At 69.1% G+C, this 18,353-nt stretch carries 18 protein-coding genes; 11 read left to right on the top strand and 7 right to left on the bottom strand.

The annotated features are described in order from the left end of the window. Positions 1-90 precede the first annotated feature (90 nt). Positions 91-837, bottom strand: a complete 747-nt coding sequence (locus V5F61_RS07190; protein WP_393988810.1) for a transaldolase family protein — start codon at positions 835-837, stop codon at positions 91-93. A gap of 187 nt (positions 838-1,024) precedes the next feature. On the opposite strand from V5F61_RS07190, the gene V5F61_RS07185 reads away from it, so the two are divergent. Beyond that, a complete protein-coding gene (locus V5F61_RS07185; RefSeq protein ID WP_393988809.1) occupies positions 1,025-1,384 on the top strand; it encodes a hypothetical protein in 360 nt (119 codons plus the stop codon). Positions 1,385-1,544: 160 nt separating this feature from the next. Here V5F61_RS07185 and V5F61_RS07180 read toward each other — a convergent pair whose 3' ends face one another. From V5F61_RS07180 to V5F61_RS07160, 5 genes are all read right to left on the bottom strand, one after another. After that, positions 1,545-1,931 carry a DUF2023 family protein gene (locus V5F61_RS07180; RefSeq protein ID WP_393988808.1) on the bottom strand — a complete coding sequence of 129 codons (387 nt, stop codon included), beginning with the start codon at positions 1,929-1,931 and terminating at the stop codon, positions 1,545-1,547. Next, complete coding sequence (gene fldA, locus V5F61_RS07175; RefSeq protein ID WP_393988807.1) at positions 1,910-2,392, bottom strand: flavodoxin FldA; 483 nt, start codon at positions 2,390-2,392, stop codon at positions 1,910-1,912. Before fldA ends, V5F61_RS07180 begins: the two co-directional genes overlap by 22 nt. 343 nt (positions 2,393-2,735) lie before the next feature. Then, entirely contained in the window at positions 2,736-3,755 is a 1,020-nt protein-coding gene (ilvC, locus tag V5F61_RS07170; RefSeq protein ID WP_393988806.1) for a ketol-acid reductoisomerase, read from the bottom strand. Positions 3,756-3,852: 97 nt separating this feature from the next. After that, positions 3,853-4,368, bottom strand: a complete 516-nt coding sequence (gene ilvN / locus V5F61_RS07165) for an acetolactate synthase small subunit (protein ID WP_393988805.1) — start codon at positions 4,366-4,368, stop codon at positions 3,853-3,855. 90 nt (positions 4,369-4,458) lie between these two features. Then, the gene (locus V5F61_RS07160; protein WP_393988804.1) at positions 4,459-6,258 is read right to left on the bottom strand and encodes an acetolactate synthase 3 large subunit; all 1,800 of its coding nucleotides are present in this window, start codon (positions 6,256-6,258) and stop codon (positions 4,459-4,461) included. A 421-nt stretch (positions 6,259-6,679) separates the two neighbouring features. Here V5F61_RS07160 and smc point away from each other — a divergent pair, with 421 nt between their 5' ends. The 10 genes from smc to V5F61_RS07110 all read left to right on the top strand — a co-directional run bounded on the left by smc (position 6,680) and on the right by V5F61_RS07110 (position 17,199). Then, entirely contained in the window at positions 6,680-10,132 is a 3,453-nt protein-coding gene (gene smc / locus V5F61_RS07155; RefSeq protein ID WP_394104021.1) for a chromosome segregation protein SMC, read from the top strand. A gap of 236 nt (positions 10,133-10,368) precedes the next feature. Then, the gene (locus tag V5F61_RS07150; RefSeq protein ID WP_393987732.1) at positions 10,369-10,758 is read left to right on the top strand and encodes an AtpZ/AtpI family protein; all 390 of its coding nucleotides are present in this window, start codon (positions 10,369-10,371) and stop codon (positions 10,756-10,758) included. A 268-nt stretch (positions 10,759-11,026) separates the two neighbouring features. Further along, a complete protein-coding gene (locus tag V5F61_RS07145) occupies positions 11,027-11,779 on the top strand; it encodes a F0F1 ATP synthase subunit A (RefSeq protein ID WP_393987733.1) in 753 nt (250 codons plus the stop codon). 75 nt (positions 11,780-11,854) lie between these two features. After that, a complete protein-coding gene (locus V5F61_RS07140) occupies positions 11,855-12,082 on the top strand; it encodes a F0F1 ATP synthase subunit C (protein WP_234051604.1) in 228 nt (75 codons plus the stop codon). Between the two features lie 112 nt (positions 12,083-12,194). Then, positions 12,195-12,848: a F0F1 ATP synthase subunit B gene (locus tag V5F61_RS07135; protein WP_393987951.1), complete on the top strand. Its 654-nt coding sequence runs from the start codon at positions 12,195-12,197 to the stop codon at positions 12,846-12,848. A gap of 214 nt (positions 12,849-13,062) precedes the next feature. Next, complete coding sequence (locus V5F61_RS07130; protein ID WP_393987734.1) at positions 13,063-13,554, top strand: F0F1 ATP synthase subunit B family protein; 492 nt, start codon at positions 13,063-13,065, stop codon at positions 13,552-13,554. 275 nt (positions 13,555-13,829) lie between these two features. Continuing rightward, positions 13,830-14,966 (top strand): SGNH/GDSL hydrolase family protein, encoded by a 1,137-nt coding sequence (locus V5F61_RS07125; protein WP_393987735.1) that lies wholly within the window; start codon positions 13,830-13,832, stop codon positions 14,964-14,966. Between the two features lie 282 nt (positions 14,967-15,248). Next, on the top strand, positions 15,249-16,127 hold the full coding sequence (locus V5F61_RS07120) for an HpcH/HpaI aldolase/citrate lyase family protein (protein WP_393987736.1): 879 nt from the start codon (positions 15,249-15,251) through the stop codon (positions 16,125-16,127). 4 nt (positions 16,128-16,131) lie between these two features. Continuing rightward, on the top strand, positions 16,132-16,833 hold the full coding sequence (locus tag V5F61_RS07115) for a DJ-1/PfpI family protein (RefSeq protein WP_393987737.1): 702 nt from the start codon (positions 16,132-16,134) through the stop codon (positions 16,831-16,833). Positions 16,834-16,995: 162 nt separating this feature from the next. Beyond that, the gene (locus V5F61_RS07110) at positions 16,996-17,199 is read left to right on the top strand and encodes a DUF1737 domain-containing protein (RefSeq protein ID WP_393987738.1); all 204 of its coding nucleotides are present in this window, start codon (positions 16,996-16,998) and stop codon (positions 17,197-17,199) included. Positions 17,200-17,334: 135 nt separating this feature from the next. On the opposite strand, the gene V5F61_RS07105 is transcribed toward V5F61_RS07110, so the two are convergent. Then, positions 17,335-18,294 (bottom strand): cation diffusion facilitator family transporter, encoded by a 960-nt coding sequence (locus V5F61_RS07105; RefSeq protein WP_393987739.1) that lies wholly within the window; start codon positions 18,292-18,294, stop codon positions 17,335-17,337. Between the last annotated feature and the right edge of the window lie 59 nt (positions 18,295-18,353).

Raw genomic sequence — 18,353 nt, 5'->3', positions numbered from 1 at the left:
CACAGCACCATCCACGCAGATTTCAATCCGCGTGAACACCCCCGCCAAGGCGGGGTCCGCTCGTCTTCCGCGAGCCGGTGCGGAATGGCCCTATGCGGCGTCGCGATCGGGGATGGCGAGGGACAGGCCCGCGGCCTCCACATCCGCCCGGAATGCCTTCACCGCGCCGAGGGAGAGCTCGGCGGCGGTGCGGGTGCCCAGCTCCGGCAACTTCTTCAGCACGTCGGCGGGGGCGGTGATGATGTGGCAGCCCATGCGGTCGGCCTCGATCACGTTCCACACCTCGCGGGTGGAAGCCCAGATGACCTCGACATTGGGCGTGGCGCGGGCGAGCGCCACCGCGCGGGTGACCGCGGGGGCATAGTCGAGCCCCATGTCCGCCAGCCGGCCGGCGAACACGGAAATGCAGGCCGGCGCCCCGCCCGCGAGGGCCGCCACGCCTTCCTCCACCTGCGGCAGGTCGAACACCGCCGTGAGGTTCACCTTCACGCCCTGCTGCGACAGCTCCCGCACCAGGGGGAACAGCGGCTCGCCGGCGGTGGTGGACACCGGCAGCTTCACATGGACGTTGGCGCCCCAGGTGGCGATGAACAGCGCCTGGCGGCGGATTTCCGGAATGTCGTCGGCGATCACCTCGAACGAAAGGTGACGATCGGGCACCGCCTCCACCAGGGCGCGGGCGTGGGCCTCGTAGTCGGTCACGCCGGCCTTGCGCAGCAGCGAGGGATTGGTGGTGAAGCCGGCGATGTGGCCATGCCGGGCCATCTCCACGATCTGCGCCTTGTCGGCACCATCGGTGAAGAGCTTCACCTTGAGCATGTCGAGGGTCACCGCCATTCGTCCACTCCCCTTGGCCTGCGCCGTGCAACCGGCGGCTTAGCACGCGCGCCCGGGCACGCGCCACCGCGCCGCGCGTTCATGTTTCATTGACCATGCGGCAAAGAGGGCCCGTTTCGCAACGGTCGGGAAACGCCTTTCCGGCACCTTTGGGCGCGATCGGATTGGAAGGTCAGAGGGCCAGGGAATGATCTCGGCGGACATGGTGGAGCGTATGGCGCGGGCGATGCACGCCTTTTCGCGCACCCGCTATCCGCTCCTGGAGGCGTGGGAGGACATCGCGCCGGAGCGGCGGGCCTATCAGCGCCAGCTCGCGGCACACGCCCTGCAGGCGCTGACCGCCCACGACATCATCGAGATCACCTCCCACAACGCGCCCGAGATCGTGGCCCTGCCGGTGGAGCCCAACCCCTGGGCCCTCGCCGAGCTGCAGGAAGCGGCCATCTCCGACAACGGCACCGCCATCGACGCGCGGCGGCGCTATCGCTCCTTCATCGCCACGGCATCCCTGCCGCTCGCGACCCGCTATTCCGACGCGGCGACCTGATATCCTCGACCCGCCCCACGGGAGGTCCCGGGCGGGTGGCACGCAAACGCCGCGCGCGAGGGCAAAGGTCAATATGCGCCCCCTCGGGGGCTGGCATGGAGCGGCGCGGGAACGCCCGCGCCCGCAGCGCAATGGGACAGCGGCGCCAGCCGGCGCCGCCTCACTCCGCCGCCACGGCGAGGGGGCAGCGCGCCGCCGACGCCGCAAGCTTGCCCAGGAAACGCCGGCACTGCTGTTCCCGGTCATAGCCGAGCAGCGTGCCGAGCATGAAATCCTCCTCCGGGCTCAGAAGGTTGAGCGGCTTGGTGACGAAGCTGCGCGCCACCGCCACGTAGGCCTCCCGCCCGAAGAAGACATTGACCTTCGACGAACCCACCCGCTGCACGAAGTGGTCGATGCCGTCGTCGCGAAGCTTCGCGACGACGGGGGCGGACTCGATGAGCCCCAGGGTCATCAGGAACAGGCCCCGCACGCCCCGCCCGTATTCATACAGGTGGTGGTGGAACAGCCTGAGCGCGACCGGATCTACAGCAGCTTGCTGAGCCATGCCGTGACCCGCTTCTCGGTCATGCCCGACTGGCCGTCCTGGTCGAGGGCGAGGCCCACGAACTGGCCATCCCGCTCGGCGGTGGAACCGGAGTAATCGTAGCCGGTGGTGTCGGTGAAGCCCACCACCACCGCGCCCAGCTCGATCACTTCGTCATAAAGGATACCCATCGCATCGACGAAGGATTCCGGGTAGGTGGCCTGGTCTCCGGTGCCGAACAGCGCCACCTTCTTGCCGCCAAGCTTAGCCGTGCGCAGCTTCTCGATGTTTTCTTCCCAATCGGTCTGCAGCGTGCCGTCGCCATAGGTGGGCGAGCCGAGGATCAGAAGATCACAGCCCTCGAAGTCCGCCTTGGTGGCGGTCTTGATGTCGACGCTGCGGCCCTGGCACTTCTTGGAAATCTTGGAGGCGACACCCTTGGTCGCGCCGCCGTCCGATCCGAAGATGACGGTAACATTCATGGGTCGTATCTCTTTATTGAATTGTTCAAAATCAAAACAAAGGGCACCACGCGGAGAGGATGGCACCCGGCTTTAGCGCCTTAAATCTAATTGCGCGCCGCAAGCCCTCTCAAGATAGGACAACACCGAATTGTGTCAAAGAAAAACTTGTGCTATTCAGCGCATCATCGAAAATATGCGCTTTCGAGAACGGTTTTAAATTCAACTCTTGTTTTGAGTTATTCTGATTTAAATGGCGGTCCGCCTCGACCAGCCAGCGGGTCCCCGGACATAAAAAACCCCGGGCCGACAAGCCGACCCGGGGTGGAATGCGCGCCGCGGGCCGCATGCCCGCGGAGCAGCCTCAGTTCTTGGACTTGTCCACCAGGGCCTTGGCCTTGATCCAGGGCATCATGGCGCGCAGCTTCTCGCCCACGTCCTCGATGGGATGGGCGTTCACGCGGGCGCGGGTGGCCTTGAACGAGGTCTGGTTCACCTTGTTCTCCAGCATCCAGTCGCGGGTGAACTTGCCGGACTGGATGTCGGTGAGCACGCGCTTCATCTCGGCCTTGGTCTCGGGCGTGATGATGCGGGGGCCGGTGACGTACTCGCCATACTCCGCGGTGTTGGAGATGGAGTAGTTCATGTTGGCGATGCCGCCCTCGTAGATGAGGTCGACGATGAGCTTCATCTCGTGCAGGCACTCGAAATAGGCCATCTCGGGGGCGTAGCCGGCCTCCACGAGGGTCTCGAAGCCGGCGCGGATCAGTTCCACCACGCCGCCGCACAGCACGGCCTGCTCACCGAAAAGGTCGGTCTCGCACTCTTCCTTGAAGGTGGTCTCGATGATGCCGGCGCGGCCGCCGCCGATGGCGGAAGCGTAGGACAGCGCGAGGTCATGCGCGTTGCCGGTGGCGTCCTGGGCGATGGCGATCAGGGTCGGCACGCCGCCGCCCTTCAGGTACTCGCCGCGCACGGTGTGGCCGGGGCCCTTGGGGGCGGCCATGAGCACGTCGAGATCCTTGCGCGCCTCGATCAGGTTGAAGTGGATGTTGAGGCCGTGGGCGAAGAACAGCGCCGCGCCTTCCTTCATGTTGTCATGGAGGCTGTCGCGATAGATGTCGCCCTGCAGCTCGTCGGGGGTGAGCATCATCACCACGTCGGCCCACTTGGCGGCCTCGGCGGGAGAGAGCACCTTGAAGCCCTCGGCCTCGGCCTTCTTGGCGGTGGCGGAGCCGGGACGCAGCGCGATCACCACATCCTTCACACCCGAATCGCGCATGTTGAGCGCGTGGGCGTGGCCCTGGCTGCCGTAGCCGATGACGGCGACCTTCTTGCCCTTGATGAGGTTCAGGTCGGCATCGCGATCGTAGTAAACGCGCATCAGTGTCTCCTTGTGGGCGTTTGTCTTTGAATGACGTCGGGCCGCGCCGGCGTCTTGCCCCGGATCGCGGCCAAATGGAACGGTTATGCGGGCAGGCTCAAAGCGCCTTGGGCCCGCGCGAGATGGCGACCACGCCGGTGCGCGCCACCTCGGTGAGGCCGAGCGGCTCCATCAGATGGGCGAATTGGTCGATCTTGTCGCTCTTGCCGGTGATCTCGAACACGAAGCTCTCGCGGGAGGCGTCGATGACGCGGGCGCGGAACGCCTCGGCGAGGCGCAGCGCCTCCGAGCGCGCCTCCCCGGTGCCGCTCACCTTCACCATGGCGAGCTCGCGCTCCAGGTAGCAGCCCTCCACGGTGAGGTCCCGCACCCGGTGCACGGGCACCAGGCGGTCGAGCTGGTTGCGGATCTGCTCGATCACCATGGGCGTGCCGGTGGTGACGATGGTGATGCGCGAGAGATGGCTCTCCGCGCTCACCTCGGACACGGTGAGGCTGTCGATATTGTAGCCGCGGCCGGAAAACAGGCCGATGACGCGGGCGAGCACGCCCGGCTCGTTGTCCACCAGGACCGAGAGGGTGTGGCGCTCGATGCGCTCGTGAGCTTCAGGCATGGAAAGGCTCGGAAATGGGTGTCGGCGGGAACCCCTCCCCCACGCGGGGGAGGGCCGGAACGGCGGGACGGAGCAGGCGGGCGGGCCCACTCACACCAGCATCTTGCCTTCGTCGGTGATGGCCGCGTCGAGGTCCACGGCCATGTCGCCGAGGATCATCTCGTTATGGGCGCGGCCCGAGGGGATCATGGGGAAGCAGTTTTCCTGCTGGTCCACGATGCAGTCGAAGATCACCGGCTTCTTCACCGAGATCATCTCCTTTATGGCCGCGTCGAGATCGGAAGGCTTGTCGCAGCGGATGCCGACGCCGCCGTAGGCCTCCGCCAGCTTCACGAAATCGGGCAGCGCCTCGGAGTAGGAATGGGAGTAGCGCCCGCCATGCAGCAGCTCCTGCCACTGGCGCACCATGCCCATGTACTTGTTGTTCAGGATGAAGACCTTCACCGGCAGGTCGAACTGCATGGCGGTGGACATCTCCTGCATGTTCATCTGGATCGAGGCTTCGCCCGCGATGTCCACCACCAGGGCGCCGGGGTGCGCCTTCTGCGCGCCGATGGCGGCCGGCAGGCCGTAGCCCATGGTGCCGAGGCCGCCGGAGGTCAGCCACCGGTTCGGCTCCTCGAAGTGGAAGAACTGCGCCGCCCACATCTGGTGCTGGCCCACCTCGGTGGTGATGTAGACGTCCTTGTCCTTCACCGCATGGTAGAGCCGCTCGATGGCGTACTGCGGCTTGATGATGGTGTCGGAGGCGCGATAGGCGAGGCACTGGCGCGCGCGCCAGCGGTCGATCTGCGCCCACCAGGCGGTGAGCGACGCCTTGTCGATAGAGGCGCCCCGCGCCGCCCAGGCGCGGGTGAGCGCGCCGAGCACCTTTGCCACATCGCCGATGATGGGCAGGTCCACCTTCACGTTCTTGTTGATGGAGGAGGGGTCGATGTCGATATGGATCTTTTTCGAGCCCGGCGCGAAGGCGTCGAGCCGGCCGGTGATGCGGTCATCGAAGCGCGCGCCGATACACACCATGACGTCGCAGTCATGCATGGCGAGGTTGGCCTCGTAGGTGCCGTGCATGCCCAGCATGCCCAGCCACTGCGGATCGCTCGCCGGGTAGGCGCCGAGGCCCATCAGGGTCGAGGTCACCGGCACGCCGGTCTCGCGGGCGAAGGCGCGCAGCAGGCGGCTCGCCTCGGGACCGGAGTTGATGACGCCGCCGCCGGTGTAGAAGATGGGCTTCTTCGCGCCCGCCAGCATCTCCAGCGCCGCGACGATCTGCGCGTCCTCGGCCTCCAGCTTCGGGCGGTAGGTCTTGTGCTGGATGTTGTCGCGGCCGACATAGGTGCCGGTGGCGAACTGGACGTCCTTCGGGATGTCCACCACCACCGGGCCCGGCCGCCCGTTCTGCGCCACGTAGAAGGCCTCGTGCAGCACCCGCGCGAGGTCGTTCACGTCCCGCACCAGGTAATTGTGCTTGGTGCAGGGGCGGGTGATGCCGACCGTGTCGCACTCCTGGAAGGCATCGTTGCCGATGAGGTGGGTCGCCACCTGCCCGGAGATGCAGACGATCGGGATCGAATCCATGAGCGCGTCGGCAAGGCCCGTCACCGCATTGGTGGCGCCGGGGCCGGAGGTGACGAGCACCACGCCCACCTTGCCGGAGGAGCGGGCATAGCCTTCCGCCGCGTGCACCGCCGCCTGCTCGTGGCGCACCAGGATGTGCTCGATGGCGTCCTGCTGGAACAGGGCGTCGTAGATGGGCAGCACGGCGCCGCCGGGATAGCCGAAGATGTGCGCGACGCCCTGATCGGCGAAGGCCTTCATCACCATCTCGGCGCCGGTCATCCGGGTGCCGGCGGGAATGGTCGGGCTGGTGGCGGTGGTCACGCTGGTCATGGCGTTGGAGCTCCCTGGCGCCTTGGCGCCGCATGTCTGTCTGTCATCGCGTCGGGCCGCGATCGACAGGACCGCGGAGGTTCAGAAACGACGAAGGGGCCCCAAGGGCCCCTCGTCGCGCGCCACGTCCGTTCGAAACAGCCGCTTCAGGCTGGACCGATCGTGGCGCCCCCGGATACGAGAAGAATAACGAAATTGCGCATGGTCCCGCAGGCCCTTCCAAAAGTTGCGCGAAGTTACCGACCCCCGCGCGAGGCGTCAAGCGCCGATCGCACGGCGGGCCGTGCCGCCGCACGCGCGCTCCGGCGGGCACGGTTCCGGCGCCGCGCCATGGGCCGGCGCCGCGGCGTTTGACGCCGCCGCCACGCGCTGGCACACCTCTTGCCATGATCCGCGCCAATCATGTCCCGGTGCCGACCGCATGAAGTTCGACCGCCTCCGGCTGGTGGGCTTCAAGACGTTCGTCGAGCCCACGGAACTCGTCATCGAGCCCGGCCTGACAGGCGTGGTGGGCCCGAATGGGTGCGGCAAGTCGAACCTCGTGGAAGCGCTGCGCTGGGTGATGGGCGAAAGTTCCCACAAGGCCATGCGCGCCCAGGACATGGACGACGTCATCTTCTCCGGCACCACGGGGCGGCCGTCGCGCAACACGGCCGAGGTGGCGCTCCAGCTCGACAATACGGACCGCACCGCCCCCGCCGCCTTCAACGAGTGGGAGGAGCTGGAAGTGGTGCGCCGCATCGAGCGCGGCTCCGGCTCCGCCTATCGCATCAACGGGCGCGACGTGCGCGCGCGGGATGTGCATCTCCTGTTCGCGGACGCCTCCACGGGGGCGCGCTCGCCCGCCTTGGTGCGCCAGGGGCAAATCGGCGAGATCGTCGGCGCCAAGCCCAACGCCCGCCGCCGCATCCTGGAGGAGGCCGCCGGCGTCGCCGGCCTCCATGCCCGCCGCCACGAGGCGGAAACGCGCCTGAAGGCCGCCGAGCAGAACCTCACCCGCGTCGAGGACGTCATTCTCCAGATCGGCTCGCAGGTGGAGAGCCTGCGCCGCCAGTCGCGCCAGACCCAGCGCTACAAGGCGCTGGCCGCGGAGATCCGCCACTGCGAGGCCACCCTGATGTGGCTGCGCTGGCGCGAGGTGGCGGCGACCCTCCTGGAGGCCGAGCGGGCGCTGGCCGCCTCCCAGCGCGACGGGGCGGAGCTGACCCGCGTGCAGGCGGAATCGGCACGCCTCCAGGCGCTTGCCGCCCATGCCCTGCCGCCGCTGCGCGCGCAGGAGGCGGAAGCCGCCGCCGCCGTCCAGCGCCTCGCCCACGCGCGTGACGCGCTGGACAAGGAGGAGGCGCGCCTTTCCGCCCGCCGGCAGGAGCTGGAGCGCCGCCTGGTCCAGCTCGCCCAGGACCTGGAGCGCGAAACCTCGCTCTCCGCCGACGCCGAGGGCGTGCTGGAGCGGCTCGATGCCGAGGCCGAAACCCTCCTGGCCGAGCAGGAGGAGGCGGCCGAGCTGGGCGCCGTGGCCGCGGAGCGGCAGGAAGAGGCCGCCGCCCTGCTGGAGGAGGCCCAGCTCGCGCTGGAGGAGAAGACCGCCCATTTCGCCGACCTCGGCGCCCGCCGCGCGAGCCTGGAGCAGGCCGCGCGCGAGATTCGCGACCGCCTGCTGCGCAACGCCGCCGAGCGGGCCTCGGTGGAGGCGGAGGAAGGCCGGCTCGGCCGCGAGGCCGGCGCCGCCGCCCTGGACGACATCCGCCTCAACGCCGAAATCTCCCGCGAAAGCCTCGCGGAGGCGGAGGAGGCCACCCTTGCCGCCGAGGCGGAGCACGCCGCCGCCCGCCGCGCGGTGGAAGCGCTGCGCCCGGCAGTGGGCGAGGCCGAAAAGCGCTTCGGCCGCCTGGACGCGGAAGCCCGCACCCTCGCCAAGCTGCTGCAATCCACCGATCACCGCTTTCCGCCCGTCGCCGATCTCGTGCGCGTGGAAAAGGGCTACGAGACCGCCCTCGGCGCCGCATTGGGCGACGACCTCGACCTGCCGGTGGCGCCGGAGGCCCCTGCCCGCTGGGCCGGCGCCGCCCCCGACCCCTCTGACCCGCCGCTGCCAGCCGGGGCGGCCCCCCTCTCCCGCCATGTCGCCGGCGCCCCGGCCCTCGCCCGCCGCCTCGCCCAGGTGGGCATCGTGGAGGCGGCGGCGGGCCCGCGCCTCGCCCCCCTGCTGAAGCCCGGCCAGAGGCTCGTCTCCCGCGCCGGCGACCTCTGGCGCTGGGACGGCCTCACCGCTGCCGCGGACGCGCCCACCGCCGCCGCCCGGCGGCTCGCCGAGCGCAACCGCCTCGCCGACATCGAGACCGAGACCGAAGCCGCGCGGGAGGCGGTGGAGGAGATCCGCGCCACCCTGGCCGAGCGGGAGGGGGAAGAACGCCTCGCCGCCGCCTCCGAGACGCAGGCGCGCGAGGCCCGCCGGGCCGCCCAGCGCGCCGCCGAGGCCGCCCGTGCCGTGCTGGAGGCGGCCGAGCGCAAGGCCGCCCAGCACATGGCGCGCCTGGCCGCCATCGGCGAAGCCCGCGCGCGCCTCGCCGCCGTGCGCGCGGAGATGGAGGCGCAGCTTCAGGAGGCCCAGGGCCAGCTCGCCGCCCTCGACATGCCCCAGGTGCTGGAGGCCGAGCTGGCGCGCGCTCGCGCTGATGCCGGCGAGCGCCGCGCCGCCCTGGCCGAGGCCCGCGCCGCCGCCGACGCCCTGCGCCGCGACGGCGCCGCCCGCATCCGGCGCCTGGAGGCCATCGCCGGCGAGCGCCGCTCCTGGCAGCAGCGCGCCGGGGGCGCGGGCGAGCGGCTCGCAGCCATCGAAGCGCGTGCGGACGAGGCCCACGCGGAACTGGCCGAGATCGAGGACGCGCCGAGCGAGATCATCCGCCAGCGCCGCGCCCTCATGACCGGGCTGGAGGAGGCCGAAGCCGCCCGGCGCGCCGCCGCCGACCGCCTCGCTGAGGGTGAAGCCGCGCTCGCCGCGAGCGACAAGGCCGCCCGAGAGGCGCTGGAGGCCATGTCGCAGTCACGCGCCGAGGCGGCCCGCGCCGAGGCCCGGCTCGAAGCCGCCCGCCAGCGCCGCGACGACCTGGAGCGCGAGATCCTTGAGGCGCTGGACGGCCCGCCCGAGGCTGCCCGCGCCCAGGCCGGCATCACCGACGACGAAAACCTGCCGGAGGCCGGCGCCGTGGAGGCCATGCTGGAGCGCGCCAAGCGCGACCGCGACCGCCTTGGCGCCGTGAACCTGCGTGCCGACGTGGAGCTGGAAGAAGCGGAAGCCCGCCACACCGCCCTCGTCACCGAGCGCGACGACCTGATCGAAGCCATCAAGCGCCTGCGCGGTGCCATCCAGAGCTTGAACCGCGAGGCCCGCGAGCGCCTTCAGGCCTCGTTCACGGTGGTGAACGCCCACTTCAAGTCGCTGTTCGACACGCTATTTGGCGGCGGCGAGGCGGATCTCGTGCTCACCGACGCGGAGGACCCGCTGGAAGCCGGGCTCGACATCATCGCCCGCCCCCCGGGCAAGAAGCCGCAGACCCTCTCGCTGCTCTCCGGCGGCGAGCAGGCGCTCACCGCCATGGCGCTCATCTTCGCGGTGTTCCTCACCAATCCCGCGCCCATCTGCGTGCTCGACGAGGTGGACGCCCCCCTGGACGACGCCAATGTGGAGCGCTTCTGCACTCTCCTCGAAGAGATGACGCGCCGCACCGACACGCGCTTCCTCACCATCACCCACAACCCCATCACCATGGCGCACCAGAACCGGCTGTTCGGCGTTACCATGGCCGAGCGCGGCGTTTCCCGCCTCGTCTCCGTCGATCTGCAGGGTGCGGAAAGCCTGCGCGAAGCCGGCTGATCCGCCACACCCGCGCACCGCGCTGAGGGAGCCCGCCCGCGATCCCCTGTTGCCGCGACGTCGCAGGGCTTGGCAAAAGGCACCTTCCACGTTGTCGCAGCCACATTTTTTCTTTGCACTTTCATAGACTTAAGTAAAATCGCGCCCGCCTTGACACCCAATTTTGACACAACTATGGTGCGCCCCGGTTTCAAGGGGCAAGGCATCCGCCGCACCCCTAAGCCGAGGGTTGTGCCATGTCCGAGCCTGAACATTCTCCTTCCGGAGAGCGCCACGGGGCCTCAGGCAAGACGCAGGCGCCCCGGACCGACAATTCCGAGCTCGGCGCGCGGCTGGAGCGACTCAACAGCTCGTTGAGCCAGGTCCGCGCCAAGGGCGAGGTCCCCGCAGCCAAAAGCGCGGCGGATACCTCTTCCCGCTCGGGCGTCGCCCTGGCCTTCCGGCTGGGTGCGGAGTTCGTCTCGGGGGTGCTTGTGGGCGCAGCCATCGGCTACGGCGTGGACACGCTTCTGGCGATCACCCCATGGGGCCTGATCGTCTTCACCCTGATCGGCTTCGGCGCCGGGGTGCTGAACATGATGCGCGCGGCCGGCGAAGGCCCCGCGCGCAAGGGCCCGAAGTCCTGATGCGCCGCGCGGCGGCTGCTCGGACCGAGTGGGCCAGGACCGGCGGCTGGGCCGCGGTGGTTTTCAAGCGCGGCTATGGCCGCGGCGTTTTTGATGCGGCCGCGGCCGCGGCGCATTGATCGCGGCCCATGCCGCAGACAGGCGATTGGCGGCGGAAGCGCCGCGAAGCGGACAAGGCGGCGCTCGCGCCGCACGGCATTTCACGCGGCGCGTGCGCCGCAGGACAGGAAACGCGGCGTCAGCGCCGCACGGCAGGGGGCGCGTTCGGATGACCGTCGATCCGATCCATCAGTTCCAGATCAAGCGCTTTGTGGACCTGCTGAACATCAGCGGCGCGCAGTTTTCCTTCACCAATGCCGCCGTGTTCATGTTCGGCATCGTGGCCATCATCTTCTTCTTCCTCACCTATGCGACGCGCGGTCGCACTCTGGTTCCCGGCCGGGCCCAGTCGGTGGCGGAGATGAGCTACGAATTCATCGCCAAGATGGTGCGTGATTCGGCGGGCAATCAGGGGATGGTATTCTTCCCCTTCGTGTTCAGCCTCTTCACCTTCGTGCTGGTGGCGAATCTGGTGGGGCTCATCCCCTACACCTTCACGGTCACCGCCCACCTCGTCGTCACCGCCGCGCTGGCGCTGCTCGTCATCGGCACCGTCATCGTCTACGGCTTCTTCAAGCACGGCACCCACTTCCTGCACCTGTTCGTGCCGTCGGGCGTGCCCGCCTTCCTGCTGCCGTTCCTGGTGGTGATCGAGGTCGTGTCCTTCCTTTCGCGGCCCATCAGCCTCTCGCTTCGTCTGTTCGCGAACATGCTGGCGGGCCACATCGCGCTCAAGGTCTTCGCCTTCTTCGTGGTGGGCCTTGCCTCGGCGGGTGTCGTGGGCTGGTTCGGCGCCACCCTGCCCTTCTTCATGATCGTGGCGCTCACCGCGCTCGAGCTTCTGGTAGCAGTGCTGCAGGCCTACGTATTCGCGGTGCTCACCTCCATCTACCTCAACGACGCAATCCACCCCGGTCACTGACCGGGGCGGGTTGACCGTTCGCGAGCAAGTTCCCACCCGTTTCGTTAATCCAACAGGTTCTCAAGGAGCAGTCCAATGGAAGCGGAAGCTGGAAAGTTCGTCGGTGCCGGCCTCGCCTGCCTCGGCATGGGTCTCGCCGGCGTCGGCGTCGGTAACATTTTCGGCAACTTCCTGTCGGGTGCGCTGCGCAACCCGTCGGCGGCCGATGGCCAGTTCGCCCGCGCGTTCATCGGCGCGGCCCTCGCGGAAGGTCTCGGCATCTTCTCGCTCGTCGTTGCGCTCGTTCTGCTCTTCGTGGCCTGATCGAAGCGTGCTCAAGAGAGCCTCGCGCGGCACCGCGCGGGGCTCTTGGTTCAAGTTCAAGTCAGGCGGGCGAGCCATGATGAAGACGTGGAAATTGATTGTCGCGGTGGCGATGACCGCTGCGTGCCTTTCGGCCGCTCCCCTCGCCCTTGCGCCCCAGGCCGCGCACGCCGAGACGGCGGCGCCCGCCACTCCTGCCTCCGGCCATGCCACCGGCGCCGCGCCGGCCGCTGGCCAAGAGAATGTCGTGGATGAGCACGCCGTGCACTTCCCGCCGTTCGACGTTACTACTTTTCCCTCGCAGCTTCTGTGGCTGGCCATCACCTTCGGTTTGCTCTACCTGCTCATGAGCCGGGTGACTCTGCCGCGCATCGGTCGCATCCTTGAGGAGCGCCACGACCGCATCGCGGACGATCTCGAGGAAGCCAACAAGCACAAGGCCGAGAGCGAGGCCGCCCAGGCCGCCTACGAGAAGGCGCTGCACGAAGCCCGCTCCAAGGCGAATGCCATCGCCAGCGAGACCCGCGCTCGCCTCGCCGCCGATTCCGACGCGAATCGCAAGTCGCTCGAAGCTGACCTCAACGCCAAGCTTTCGACCGCCGAGCAGCGCATTGCCACCACCAAGACCGAAGCCATGAGCCATGTCCGCGGCATCGCCGTGGACACCGCCGGCACCATCGTCTCCACCCTCGTTGGCGCTGCTGCGCCGAAGGCGGACGTGGAAAAGGCTGTGGACGCCGCCCTGGCCTCGCGAGACGCCGCCTGAGCGCACTGCCCCTGGCGCGCCGCATTCTATGTGGCACGCCATCGGGGCGCGCGGAGGGTGATCCACCCTTCGCAGGAATAGCCGGCTCGCCTTCCGTCTTTGCCGCCCTCGTCGCGGCGGGATTGCGCGCCGAACGAGAACCGGGTTTCTGAAAGCCCGCAACCGCCGTTCACCGGACGGCGCCGCGGGTTTGGACCGATCTGAGGACCGTGACATGCACGAGATGGAACTGGCGGAACTCTGGGTCGCCATCGCATTCCTGGTTTTCGTGGGCATCCTGCTCTATGCGGGTACCCACCGCGCCATCGCCTCCGCTCTCGACAAGCGCGGTGCGCGCATCGCCGCCGAGCTGGAAGAGGCCCGCCGGCTGAAGGAAGAGGCCCAGAAGCTGGTGGCCGAGTTCAAGCGCAAGCAGCGCGAGGCCGAGGCCGAGGCCGAATCCATCGTGACCGCCGCAAAGGCGGAGGCCGAGCGCCTCGCAGCCGAAGCCAAGGCGAAGCTCGAGGATTTCGTCTCCCGACGCACCAAGATGGCCGAGGAGAAGATCGCGCAGGCCGAGAAGCAGGCCATCGCCGACGTGAAGGCAATCGCCGCCGACACCGCGAGCCGCGCTGCCGAGGGCCTGCTCAGCGCAGCCGCCACTGGCCAGACGGCCGAGCGCCTCATCTCCACTGCGCTCTCCGAGGTGAAGTCCAAGCTGAACTGAGGCATCTGCTTCTCGCTCCAGTCCGCGAGAACCGACGTCTGAGGGGGGAGCCGCCGCGCAAGCAGGCGGCTTTTCTTTTAGCTATGCCGCCTATCCATCCCTCTCCCATGCCGCATCTTGAAATCGCCGCGGGCCTGCGCCACACCTGACGCATGTGGATGGATGCTTTCAGTCGCGCCGCACCTCGCCGTTGTCTCGCGCTCCCGCCCCTGCGGGCGCACCGGCGCGCGCCGTTCTGGCGGCGGGCGCTGCCGGCCCTCCTCGCATTCATTCTGATGGCGCCCCTTGCGCCTGTGACCCCGGCGCTTGCGCAGGCGGACTTTTTCTCCTTCCTGCGGCCGCCCGCGCCCGTGCCGCAGGCACCGCGCAACCGGAACAACAATGGCTGGTGGCCGGGCTTCGGCTTCCAGCCCCGTCAGGCGCCGGAGCCGACCGAAGCCCCCCAGGCGGCCCCAAAGAAGCGCGAGCCGCCGCCGGAGCCGGAAGGCACGGTCTACCCCAGCGCCGACGCCGCCAGCCAGGGCAAGCGCCAGCCGCCCACGCAGTTCGCGCTGGTGCTTGGCGACCGCATGGGCGGCCAGCTCGCCCAGGGCCTCGCCGATGCGTACGTGCCGGATCGCGCCCGCCTTGCTATCGTCGAATATACCGTTGACGATAGCGGTTACCTGTCGAGCCCGGTGGACTGGATCGCCAAGGCTCCACCCGCCATCGCAAACGGCCGGCCGAACGTGACGGTGCTCGCACTCGGCGGCGAGGATCTCAAGCCTATCACTGAAGGCGAGCTGCAACTCGAACCGCTGACCGACCGCTGGATCGAAGCCTACAGCCGGCGGGTCGACGAGGTGCTCGCGGCGTTGCGGGAGAAGGCCGGCCGGGTCATCGTGGTCGGCGTCGCGCCGGCGGCAAGCCCCGGCGTTTCGGCGGATTATGAGCGCCTCAATGAGATCCTCCGCGCCCGCGCCGCACGGGCGGGCCTGCCCTTTGTCAGCGTGTGGGACGGCTTCGTGGACGAGGAAGGCAAGTATCTGGCGACGGGCCCGGCCGTGGATGGCCAGCGCCGTCGTCTGCGCCTTGCCGATGGCGTGCGCTTCACGCGCGCCGGCGGGCGCAAGCTCGCGTTCTTCGTTCAGAAGGATCTCAACCGCCTGCTGGAAGACCCTGCCAAGCCGGTGACACCCGCCGACGGCGCTCCCCCCGCGCTCAGCCTCGCCGGAGCGCCGGTCAAGGCGGATGCGAAAGCCGATGCGCGCGCCTTGCCCGCGGCGGTTCCGGCTGCCGCCACCAACGCGCCGGCCCAGGCGACGCAACGGGCTCTGAAGGACGGTATCCCGCCGCCGGCCGTGCGCGGGCGGGCCGACGACTTCTCCTGGCCGCCGCCCTCCGCCGAATTGCCGTCACCTGCCCAGAAATAGGCCGGGCGGAGAAGAGCCGCCCGCCGGAACCGGTCTGCCGTGCACCGGCGCGTCGACACCCCTCCGCCGCAAGGCGATCTTATTGCGTGCGTCCTCCACCATGGTCGGCAACGCCCCGGCCCAGGTCACCTGTCCGGGCGGGACGGCAGGGGAGGTGCGATCACGAACCGGCCCGCACATGGCGGGCCTCCTGCGAAAAGGCCTCGGTGTCGCCAACGGCCATGCTTCCCGCCGCGGTTGGGAGGCCTTAAGTTCAGCTCCTGTCCAATTGGGGAGCTTTCCATGACCATTCGTCCGCGCCGCAGCTTTCTCTACATGCCGGGCTCGAATGCCCGCGCCCTGGAGAAGGCGCGCACCCTGCCGGCCGACGGCGTGATTCTCGATCTCGAGGATGCCGTTGCCCCCGACGCGAAGGTGGAAGCGCGCGGCCGCATCGTGGAGACGGTGAAGGCCGGCGGCTTCGGCCCGCGCGAAGTGGTGATCCGCATCAACGGCCTCGACACCCCCTGGGGCTCCGACGACCTCGACGCCGCCGCCGCCGCCCGCCCCGACGCCATTCTGCTGCCCAAGGTGCAGAGTGTAGAACAGCTCGCCACGGTAGGGCGCCGCCTGGAGGCGCTGGGCGTGCCGCAGACCACCCGGGTGTGGGCGATGATCGAGACCCCGCTCGCCATCCTCGACATCAAGGCCATCGCCGCGGCCGCGAAAGACCCGCTGACCCGCCTCTCGCTGTTCGTGCTGGGCACCAACGACCTCGCCAAGGAAACCCGCGCCGCGCTGGTGCCGGGCCGTGCGCCCATGGTGGCCTGGCTCACCCTCGTGGTGGCCGCCGCCCGCGCCTATGGCGTGGAGGTGCTCGACGGCGTGTGGAACGCATACCAGGACACCGAGGGCTTCGACGCCGAATGCGCCCAGGGCGTCTCCTTCGGCATGGACGGCAAGACCCTCATCCATCCCGCGCAGATCGAGCCCTGCAACCGCGCCTTCTCCCCGCCCGAGGCGGACGTGGCCCGCGCCCGCGCCATCATCGCCGCCTTCGCCCTGCCGGAAAACGCGGGCAAGGGCGTCATCACCCTGGACGGCCGCATGGTGGAACTGCTCCACGCCGAGATGGCGAAACGTACCGTGGCGGTCGCCGACGCCATCGCCGCGCGGGGCTGACGCCGTGGAGAGCGCCCTTCCGCTGCGCGTGGTCATGCTGGCCTATCCGGGCATGACCCAGCTCGATCTCACCGGGCCGTTCGAGGTGCTGAGCCGCCTGAAGGACGTGCGGATCGAGCTTGCGTGGAAAAAGGCGCGCAAGCCGGTGGAGGATGCCTCCGGCCTGCGGATCATGCCCACGGCGGCGTTCGGCGCGCTTTCGGGGTGCGACCTGCTGTTCGTACCCGGCGGGCCGGGGCAGCTCGAGCTGATGGAGGACGTGGAGACGCTGGAATTCCTGCGCCGCATGGCGCAGGAGGCGCGATACGTCACCTCGGTGTGCACCGGCTCGCTGCTGCTCGGGGCGGCGGGCCTGCTGCGCGGCTACAAGGCCACCTGCCATTGGCTTTCCCTGCCCCAGCTCGCCTTCCTGGGCGCCGAGCCGGTGGCCGAACGGGTGGTGGTGGACCGCAACCGCGTCACCGGCGCCGGCGTCACCTCCGGCATCGATTTCGGCCTGCAGCTCGCGGCCGAGCTGGCGGGCGAGGACGAGGCCCGGCGCATCGCCCTCGCCATCGAGTATGATCCCGCGCCGCCCTTCCCCTTCGCCGGCGCGGACCCGCGCTTTGCCAGCGAGGTGCGCGAGCGCACGGCCGCGTTCCAGGCTCGGCGCGAAGCCGCCGCCCGCGCCGCCGGCGCACGGCTGGGCCTTCCCTCGCGCGGATAGAGCGCTTTTGAGCGCAATGGACAGCGGTTCGCGTGAAGAAAACGCGTCGAACCAAGGATCCAGAGCCTTTCCCCGATTCCGTGAAACGGGGACAGGCTTTGAACCCCAACCCGGCGGGTGCCGCGCGGCACCCCGCCTTCCCCCCGTCAGACGGCAGCCATCATGAAGCTCTACCGCTACCTCACCGGACCGGACGACACTTCCTTCTGCAACCGCGTCACCGCCGCCCTCAACAAGGGCTGGCAGCTCTACGGCGCGCCCACCCTCACCTTCGATCCCGCGAAAGGCCGCGTCATCTGCGGCCAGGTGATCGTAAAGGAAGTGCCGGGCGAGTGGAACGAGGACGTCAAGCTCTCCGACTACTGACACGGGCGGCGCCGGGCGGCGCCAAGCGGAAGTCGCCCACCCCCGCGGGGCTCGGCCGGAGCTCATCGGAGAAGCTCACGGGCCCCGCGTGAGCCGGGCCCTTTGCTGCCGCGCGGAGGGACGGTGCCTGCAGCCTCAGGCCGCGGCATGGCCGGGAATGAGCACCACCGCCACGTCCACCTCGTCGCCTGCCGCGCGGAACGCGGTCTTCACCGCCTGCGTCAGGCGGGCGACGACGGCGCGGGTGTGCGCCACGGTCCAGTCGTCCTCGAAGGCGAGGTGCAGTTCCACGAACATCTTGCCGCCGAACTGCCGGGTACGGATATCGCCCAGCTCGGAGAAGTCGTCGAAATGGGTGGTGAGCACCTTGAGGATGCGCAGCTGCCCCGCCTCGCCGATTGCCTGATCGAGCAGGGAGCCCACCGAATTCGTGAGCATCGCCAGGATGTTGTAGATCATGAAGCCGATCACCACGAACGACGCCATGGGATCGAGGTAGTAGATCCAGTACACGTCGTTGAAGATCGAGCTGATGACGGTGACGATGAACACCGCGCCCGACGAGATGGCGGAAACGAGGTGCACCCGCGCCTGGGCTGCCAGCACCGGCGACTTGGTCTCGGCCGCGAGCCTCAGGGCCTTGCGGTTGAGGAACACGTTCCCGGCCACCGCCGCCGCGGTCACGAACAGGCCCAGTTCCGCCCCGCTCACCCCCTCCGGGTGCATGAGGCGCGAGATGGCCTGGGTGCCGGCGATGACGACCAGCACGCTCTGCAGCAGCGCGATCATCAGCTCCGCGAGGTTTTCCAGCTTGCCCAGGCCGTACGCATACTTGCCCGTATTCGCCCCGTGCGCGACGCGCAGCACCAGCCAGCAGGCCGTGAGCGCGGTGAGGTCGAACGAGGTCGCCAGCAGGTCCGACAGGATCGCGGACGAATTGGTGAGGGTTGCCGCCAGGATGTAGAAGGGAAACAGGCAGGCCGTGAAGACCATGGCCTGGAATGACAATTTCTGACTCGCCGAACCGGACACCGCGACCCCCTCAATGCAACGGGCCATCAGCACCCGCACCGCACCATCCGTCAAGCGCGCCAAGGTTGGCCCTTCGCGAAAAGCCGCAGCATCCCCCGCGCGGCCCGGTTGCCAGCCTCCCG

Origin of the sequence: Xanthobacter sediminis (genome assembly GCF_043195015.1) — a bacterium.
Classification (GTDB): Bacteria; Pseudomonadota; Alphaproteobacteria; order Rhizobiales; family Xanthobacteraceae; genus Xanthobacter.
The sequence above is the reverse complement of the archived record's forward strand: the minus strand, read 5'-3'. Positions and strand labels throughout refer to the sequence as shown.

Bases quoted from the DNA above. Each gene is read 5' to 3' on its own strand.
- V5F61_RS07190 (WP_393988810.1), bottom strand. From the start codon at position 837: ATGGCGGTGACCCTCGACATGCTCAAGGTGAAGCTCTTCACCGATGGT.
- V5F61_RS07185 (WP_393988809.1), top strand. From the start codon at position 1,025: ATGATCTCGGCGGACATGGTGGAGCGTATGGCGCGGGCGATGCACGCC.
- V5F61_RS07180 (WP_393988808.1), bottom strand. From the start codon at position 1,931: ATGGCTCAGCAAGCTGCTGTAGATCCGGTCGCGCTCAGGCTGTTCCAC.
- fldA (WP_393988807.1), bottom strand. From the start codon at position 2,392: ATGAATGTTACCGTCATCTTCGGATCGGACGGCGGCGCGACCAAGGGT.
- ilvC (WP_393988806.1), bottom strand. From the start codon at position 3,755: ATGCGCGTTTACTACGATCGCGATGCCGACCTGAACCTCATCAAGGGC.
- ilvN (WP_393988805.1), bottom strand. From the start codon at position 4,368: ATGCCTGAAGCTCACGAGCGCATCGAGCGCCACACCCTCTCGGTCCTG.
- V5F61_RS07160 (WP_393988804.1), bottom strand. From the start codon at position 6,258: ATGACCAGCGTGACCACCGCCACCAGCCCGACCATTCCCGCCGGCACC.
- smc (WP_394104021.1), top strand. From the start codon at position 6,680: ATGAAGTTCGACCGCCTCCGGCTGGTGGGCTTCAAGACGTTCGTCGAG.
- V5F61_RS07150 (WP_393987732.1), top strand. From the start codon at position 10,369: ATGTCCGAGCCTGAACATTCTCCTTCCGGAGAGCGCCACGGGGCCTCA.
- V5F61_RS07145 (WP_393987733.1), top strand. From the start codon at position 11,027: ATGACCGTCGATCCGATCCATCAGTTCCAGATCAAGCGCTTTGTGGAC.
- V5F61_RS07140 (WP_234051604.1), top strand. From the start codon at position 11,855: ATGGAAGCGGAAGCTGGAAAGTTCGTCGGTGCCGGCCTCGCCTGCCTC.
- V5F61_RS07135 (WP_393987951.1), top strand. From the start codon at position 12,195: ATGACCGCTGCGTGCCTTTCGGCCGCTCCCCTCGCCCTTGCGCCCCAG.
- V5F61_RS07130 (WP_393987734.1), top strand. From the start codon at position 13,063: ATGCACGAGATGGAACTGGCGGAACTCTGGGTCGCCATCGCATTCCTG.
- V5F61_RS07125 (WP_393987735.1), top strand. From the start codon at position 13,830: ATGGCGCCCCTTGCGCCTGTGACCCCGGCGCTTGCGCAGGCGGACTTT.
- V5F61_RS07120 (WP_393987736.1), top strand. From the start codon at position 15,249: ATGACCATTCGTCCGCGCCGCAGCTTTCTCTACATGCCGGGCTCGAAT.
- V5F61_RS07110 (WP_393987738.1), top strand. From the start codon at position 16,996: ATGAAGCTCTACCGCTACCTCACCGGACCGGACGACACTTCCTTCTGC.